Source organism: Sphingobacterium tenebrionis (genome assembly GCF_037126265.1).
In the GTDB taxonomy this organism is placed as follows: domain Bacteria; phylum Bacteroidota; class Bacteroidia; order Sphingobacteriales; family Sphingobacteriaceae; genus Sphingobacterium; species Sphingobacterium tenebrionis.
This window is the reverse complement of the sequence record NZ_JAYLLN010000067.1, coordinates 1-7,009: the sequence shown is the minus strand read 5'-3', so window position 1 is coordinate 7,009 and position 7,009 is coordinate 1. Positions and strand designations below refer to the sequence as shown.

The 7,009-nt window shown below is 41.1% G+C and carries 4 protein-coding genes; 2 read left to right on the top strand and 2 right to left on the bottom strand.

Translation table 11 applies throughout. From position 1 onward, the window contains the following. A partial coding sequence (locus tag VJ786_RS16375; protein WP_336558045.1) for a transposase occupies positions 1 to 516 on the top strand: 516 nt, incomplete at its 5' end. A 104-nt stretch (positions 517 to 620) separates the two neighbouring features. On the opposite strand, the gene carB is transcribed toward VJ786_RS16375, so the two are convergent. After that, positions 621 to 3,440 carry a carbamoyl-phosphate synthase large subunit gene (carB, locus tag VJ786_RS16370; protein WP_099367839.1) on the bottom strand — a complete coding sequence of 940 codons (2,820 nt, stop codon included), beginning with the start codon at positions 3,438 to 3,440 and terminating at the stop codon, positions 621 to 623. 143 nt (positions 3,441 to 3,583) lie between these two features. Continuing rightward, positions 3,584 to 5,836 (bottom strand): glycoside hydrolase family 20 protein, encoded by a 2,253-nt coding sequence (locus tag VJ786_RS16365; RefSeq protein WP_336558044.1) that lies wholly within the window; start codon positions 5,834 to 5,836, stop codon positions 3,584 to 3,586. A gap of 142 nt (positions 5,837 to 5,978) precedes the next feature. Here VJ786_RS16365 and lipA point away from each other — a divergent pair, with 142 nt between their 5' ends. Continuing rightward, positions 5,979 to 6,860 carry a lipoyl synthase gene (gene lipA / locus VJ786_RS16360; protein WP_099367841.1) on the top strand — a complete coding sequence of 294 codons (882 nt, stop codon included), beginning with the start codon at positions 5,979 to 5,981 and terminating at the stop codon, positions 6,858 to 6,860. Positions 6,861 to 7,009 lie beyond the last annotated feature (149 nt).

Here is a 7,009-nt window from a genome sequence, read left to right as displayed (position 1 = left end):
TACAACCAGCAGGATGACTATTATGTATGTCCGGCCGGACAGAAGCTCAGCTTTATCGGTCATGCAACCAGAGTCAGTGCCAACGGATACACTGCCCGGGTCAGCTGTTACAAGGCTCGGCGATGCGAAGGCTGCCCGATGCGGAGTGGGTGCCATAAAGCTACAGGCGATCGGCTCATTGAAGTGAACCACAGGCTCAATAAGCTCAAGGATAAAGCCCGGGAAAGACTGCTATCGGAAGAGGGAATGTACCATCGGAGCAAGCGACCCATAGAAGTGGAAGCTGTTTTCGGTCAGATGAAAAGCAACAACAGGTTTACCCGGTTCACAATGAAAGGACTGGATAAAGTCGCTGTGGAATTCGGTTTGATGGCCATTGCCCATAACCTCAGAAAATGGGCAAAAAAGTGGAAAGACAAAGCTTTTATCGGTAAACCAGGTGGCAAAAACTCCCTATTTGCGATAAATCAAGCCATCAACATGCTGAAAAGTATAAAACATCGACTTGCAGCCTAATATTGCTCATGAAATTATAATGGAGCTCCAGAAAGCTATAAAACAGAAGAAGGTGCCTTTTTAGACACCTTCTTATTATTTTATTAATCCTTGATATCACAAAATTATTGTGCGTTCAAGAACATAGATTTTTTAGAATATAATTCTCTGAAATGTGGATCGTTCAAGTCCTTGATGAAACGGATTGCCTCACCAGTAGATTTCATCTCAGGGCCTAATTGTTTATCTACCTCAGGGAATTTTGAGAAAGAGAACACAGGCTCTTTGATTGCATAACCTTCCAACTTACGAACAATAGTAAAGTCTTTCAGTTTATTCTCGCCCAACATCACTTTCGTTGCGATATTGATGTAAGGAACATCGTATGCTTTGGCGATGAATGGAACCGTACGGGATGCTCTTGGGTTTGCCTCGATCACATATACATTCTCATCTTTGATCGCGAATTGGATGTTCAATAATCCCAATACATTTAATGCTTTGGCCAATTTGATGGAGTATTCTTCCATTTTTTGCTGCACATTTTCAGAAAGGCTGAATGGAGGTAACACCGCTGAAGAGTCACCTGAGTGAATACCCGCTGGTTCAATATGCTCCATCATACCGATGATGTGTACATCTTCTCCGTCACAGATAGAATCCGATTCTGCCTCTTCCGCTCTGTCCAAGAAATGGTCGATCAGGATATGGTTACCCGGAAGGTTTTTCAATAGGTTCACTACCGCTTTTTCCAAGTCCTCATCATTGATCACAATACTCATCCCTTGTCCGCCTAATACGTAAGATGGACGAACCAAGACTGGATAGCCAACTTCGTTTGCTACTTTGATCGCTTCTTCAGCTGAAGTAGCCACACCATATTTAGGATAAGGAATATCTAATTCTTTCAATAGGTCGGAGAAACTTCCGCGGTCTTCCGCCAAGTCCATGTTCGCGAAGGAAGTACCGATGATTTTAACACCCAATGCTTCTAAGCGTTCCGCCATCTTCAAGGCTGTTTGACCACCCAACTGTACGATAACCCCTTCTGGTTTTTCCAATTCGATGATTTCACGTACATGTTCCCAGAAAACAGGCTCGAAATATAACTTGTCAGCCATGTTGAAATCTGTTGATACCGTCTCAGGGTTACAGTTCACCATGATGGCCTCATAACCACATTCTTTAGCAGCCAATAACCCGTGTACACAAGAATAATCAAATTCGATACCTTGTCCGATACGGTTAGGGCCAGAACCCAATACGATGATTTTTTTACGATCAGAAACTACAGATTCGTTCTCATCTTCGAAGGTAGAATAGTAGTAAGGTGTATGTGCAGGGAATTCTGCCGCACAAGTATCTACCATTTTATAAACACGGTTGATACCTAGTTCTTTACGACGAGCATAAACCTCATCCTCGGTTGTGTTTCCTAATAACCAAGCGATTTGGTAATCGGAATAACCTTTTTGTTTCAAGGTCATGAAGAAGTCACGCGGGATATTGCTCAATTGATACCTGCGTAATTCGCCTTCCAATTGAACCAGCTCTTGGATCTGTACCAAGAACCATTTGTCGATCAATGTTGCTTTACGGATGGATTCCAAAGGAACTCCCAACTCAAAAGCATCTTTGATGTGGAACAAACGGTCAGCACTTGGATGCTCCAAGCTGTGCATGATCTCTTCCAGGTTTCTGGATTGACGTCCATCCGCACCTAATCCTGCGCGGCCAGTTTCCAAAGACTGCGCAGCTTTTTGAAGCGCTTCGATGAAAGTACGTCCGATGGACATCACCTCACCAACGGCTTTCATCTGTAATCCCAATTCTTTGTTTGCACCTTTGAATTTATCAAAGTTGAAACGAGGAACTTTCACAATTACATAGTCCAATGTTGGTTCGAAATATGCTGAAGTTGTTTTTGTAATTTGATTCTGTAATTCATCCAGGTTATAACCGATCGCTAATTTGGCAGCAATCTTAGCAATTGGATAGCCAGTTGCTTTAGATGCTAACGCTGAAGAACGGGATACACGAGGATTGATCTCGATAGCGATGATTTCTTCATTCTCTGGATTCACCGAGAATTGAACGTTACAGCCACCTGCGAAATTACCAATAGAACGCATCATCTTGATTGCCTGATTACGCATGTCTTGGTAACATTTATCCGAAAGGGTCATACCTGGTGCAACAGTAATGGAGTCACCGGTGTGGATACCCATAGGATCAAAGTTTTCAATGGTACAGATGATGATCACATTGTCGTTGGTATCACGTAGAAGCTCCAACTCAAATTCTTTCCATCCTAAAACTGCTTGTTCTACCAATACCTCATGTGTTGGTGAAGCGTGCAGACCACGATTCAATGCCGCATCAAAATCTTCTTTTTTGTGCACAAAACCACCTCCGGTTCCTGCCAAGGTATATGAAGGACGGATTACCAATGGAAATCCAATGATCTGAGCCGCTTCCTTACCTTCTAAGAATGAGTTTGCAATTTTAGAGGTTGCTACCCCAACGCCGATATCGATCATTAACTGACGGAATTCTTCACGGTTCTCCGTTTTTTCGATCGCAGCAACATCAACACCGATTACTTTGACATTGTATTTATCCCAAATACCACGGTTTGATGCTTCAATACAAAGGTTCAAAGCGGTCTGTCCACCCATGGTAGGTAATACAGCATCGATTTGACGTTCTTGAAGGATCTGCTCAATACTTTCAACGGTCAATGGAAGTAAGTAAACATGGTCAGCTACGACATTGTCAGTCATGATGGTAGCCGGGTTTGAGTTGATGATGGATACAGAGATACCTTCTTCTTTTAAGGAAAGGGCAGCTTGTGATCCAGAGTAGTCAAATTCACAGGCTTGACCAATCACGATAGGTCCAGATCCAATGATTAATACCGAATTAATGGAGGTGTTTCTAGGCATTATTTTCTATTTCAAAGTTAAATACAAAAATACTGTGGACTGTTGCAGACAGATTTTGCCTTAAATGAGAGGTGATTTCCGACTGCTTTGTCGGAGTGCAAAGTTACATTATTATTTTTAAAAACGATGAATAATTTCATGAATTAATATATCACAATCTCATCAGCAAAAAGATATCCTTTCATGGGATTGCTCGCCACAACTTGTACAAATCGCGTCATGATCGGTTTTTCCAATTTTATTTCGAATTTCTGGAATTTCAAGGTTGGATCTTTTGTGCCCACTTGGTTTTTTATGGTCCCAATTTCTCTATAATTTTTACCATTATCAGAAACAAGGACCTTGAATTCGCCAGGAAAATATACACCAGGACCAGGGATCTGCATGAAATTAACTGCCACTGATTTGATTTCCTCTCGACGTTCAAAATCTACAATGGCATCAAAGCCTTTCGTAAAGCCTTGCCATTGCCCATCACTATAGGTTAAAGTACCTTTGATTCCATTGGTTAATGTTTTAGCACCTTGAGCAGGATAACCTTCCCATTTGGTTTTGTAGATAACATCTTTTCCAATGGCTTTATGCACATCCAATTCAACTGTTTCCACGGAACTAACCCGAGTAGAATCTAAAAAGGAGGCCGCTTTAATTACTGCAGATTTTGAAAGTTCTATAGGAAGGTTGTAGAGGGTAGAACTGCTTTTAGGTTCTGTACCATCTACTGTGTAGCGAATATAGGGGGTGTATTGTTCCGAGCTAAGGCTCACGGTGTTTTTAAAAGCTAAAGAATCAAAGTTCACCTTTGAGGAAACGGAAAAAGAAGGTCTGTAATAATTAACATCCTTCTCCTGAAGAATCTTATAATGTTGTTGTAAGCGTTTGTTGAAATCTTCCCATTTACGATCTGCCTGCTCGGTCCAGACCATTTCTGCCAAGGCTAAAATGCGAGGAAAGGCCATGTATTCCAAATGCTGGTAAGTAGGGATGTATTCTGCCCAAAGATTGGCTTGGGCACCTAATATATGTTTCTTTTTATCCTCGGGCAATTTAGCCGGAACGGGGTTATAACTATAGACTTTTTCAATAGGAAGGTATCCACCAATAGCTTCCGGTTGGGTTCTTGGATCGGATTGATAACTGTCAAAATAGAGATAAGCACCTGGTGTCATGATCACATCTTGACCTGCAGTGGCCGCTTTAATGCCGCCATCCTCTCCACGCCAACTCATAACAGTTGATCCAGGAGGCAAACCACCTTGTAGAATTTCATCCCATCCGATCATTTTTCTTCCTTTAGTATGCAGGTGTTCCCCGATTTTCTTTATCGCATAACTCTGAAGTTCCTCTTCGGTTTTTAAACCTTCTTTTTTCATGAGCTCCTGGCATTTTGGACAACTTTTCCAATGTTTCTTATCGGCTTCATCACCCCCAATATGGATATAGGAAGACGGAAAGATATTGACCACCTCATCCAGTACATTTCTCATAAATTGATAACTGTCTTCATTGCCCAGACAGAATTCTCCTTGGGTATAGGGTTTTCCTGTGCAGGATAGTTCTGGATAAACTGCAAGAACCTCTTCGGAATGACCTGGAAATTCTATTTCAGGAATGATGTTGATTCCTCGCTTGCTGGCATAATTAACGATTTCCCTTGCCTGTTCCTGGGTATAATAACCTCCATAGGCATTGGGATTTCCTTGTTCTACATATTGTCGGCCATTATTCCACCATTCCTTCCATAGAGTATGCGATCGCCAAGCTGCTTTGGAAGTCAGTTCTGGGTATTTTTTGATTTCCAATCGCCATCCTGCAGCATCGGTAAGATGCCAATGGAAGTTATTCAGTTTATATAAAGCCATTAAGTCGATATATTTTTTAATAAAGCTCAAAGGCACAAAATGTCTGGAAACATCCATGTGTAATCCGCGGTATCCGAATCGTGGCTTGTCCTGGATTTGGATATGGGATAAAGCATGCGGACCTTCCAGTAGATTCAATTGAACCAATGTATAGATCCCAGAAATCATCCCTGATGCCTGATGGGCCTTCAATAGAATACCCGAATCATCTATTTCTAAACTATATCCATTTGGATCTATCTTATCTCGGTCTTGGGCTTTGAACAAACGAACGCCAAGTTGATGCTGTTTCCTTATTTTTTTGACCAGCTCATTGTTGTTTATTTTAAGCGATGGAATTTCATAGAGCAGATCGATGACAGCCGCAAATTCCTCAGTATAATATAATGGAAAATTCTGGTCCAAACTTAATTTCCCATCCATGACAATCATTTTGGAGGGTCTAGGGATAAGGGAAATTTCCTTGTCCTGAGCAAATAGGGACAGGTTGGAAATTAATAACAGTACCAATAGGTGGAACAATTTGGTCTTCATATTATTAATAAGGGGTTTGTTCTTCTGCAAATATCTTAAAATTTTAACACATCCTTCGCATAATTGTTTGGTCGGCAGATTTATGATATTAAGCAAACATAACCTTTATTTTAAATCTTAGAAATATGCTTACATTTGTAGCATGATTCAATTACCTGTCATTCCAGCAAATCAGACGCAACGTAAACCAGATTGGTTAAGGGTTAAATTACCGGTAGGTAAGGAGTACCGTCATGTACGCGGTTTGGTTGATGAGCATAAATTGCATACCATTTGCGAAAGTGGAAACTGCCCGAACATGGGAGAATGTTGGGGAGCTGGAACAGCTACCTTTATGATATTGGGTAATATCTGTACGCGTTCCTGTTCATTCTGTGCAGTAGCAACAGGAAGACCATTAGCAGTGGATACGGATGAACCGAATAGGGTGGCCAATTCGGTAAAATTAATGCAGGTAAAACACTGTGTGATTACCTCTGTAGATAGGGATGATTTAAAAGATGGCGGTTCTACCATCTGGGCAGAAACCATTAATGCGATCCGCCGCGAAAGTCCAGAAACTACATTGGAAACATTGATTCCAGACTTTAAAGGGCAATGGGATAATTTAGAGCGTCTTTTGGAAGTTCGTCCAGAAGTGGTTTCCCATAATATTGAAACCGTTCGTCGATTGACCAGAGAAGTTCGTATTCAAGCGAAGTATGATCGTTCTTTGGAATGTTTGAAGCGTATTTCGGCAGCAGGCTTACGTACGAAATCAGGAATTATGTTGGGATTTGGTGAAACGGAAGAGGATGTTGTTGAAACCATGCAAGATCTATATGATGCTGGGGTTCATATCCTGACCATTGGGCAGTACCTACAGCCTACCAAAGCACATCATCCAGTTGTGGAATGGGTTACTCCGCAACAATTTGAAAAATATAAAGAAATTGGTTTAAAAATGGGATTCAAGTATGTAGAATCAGGACCATTGGTTCGTTCTTCCTACCATGCAGAAAAACATTTGTTTGATATGCAATAAGAAGTCTTGTGTTTAAAGAAAAAATCCTTAGAAATCTCGAGGGCACTGAAAAAGTCTCAACTTTTTAATGAGATTTAAAGAACTGACTGAGTACAGGATTTACCTTACTCGGTCATTTTTGTTTAAAGGATTTCTGAAAGTGTGTTTTT

What these genes read in the sequence shown, in the direction of transcription:
- carB (WP_099367839.1), bottom strand. Translation starts at nt 3,440, where the DNA reads ATGCCTAGAAACACCTCCATTAATTCGGTATTAATCATTGGATCTGGA.
- VJ786_RS16365 (WP_336558044.1), bottom strand. Translation starts at nt 5,836, where the DNA reads ATGAAGACCAAATTGTTCCACCTATTGGTACTGTTATTAATTTCCAAC.
- lipA (WP_099367841.1), top strand. Translation starts at nt 5,979, where the DNA reads ATGATTCAATTACCTGTCATTCCAGCAAATCAGACGCAACGTAAACCA.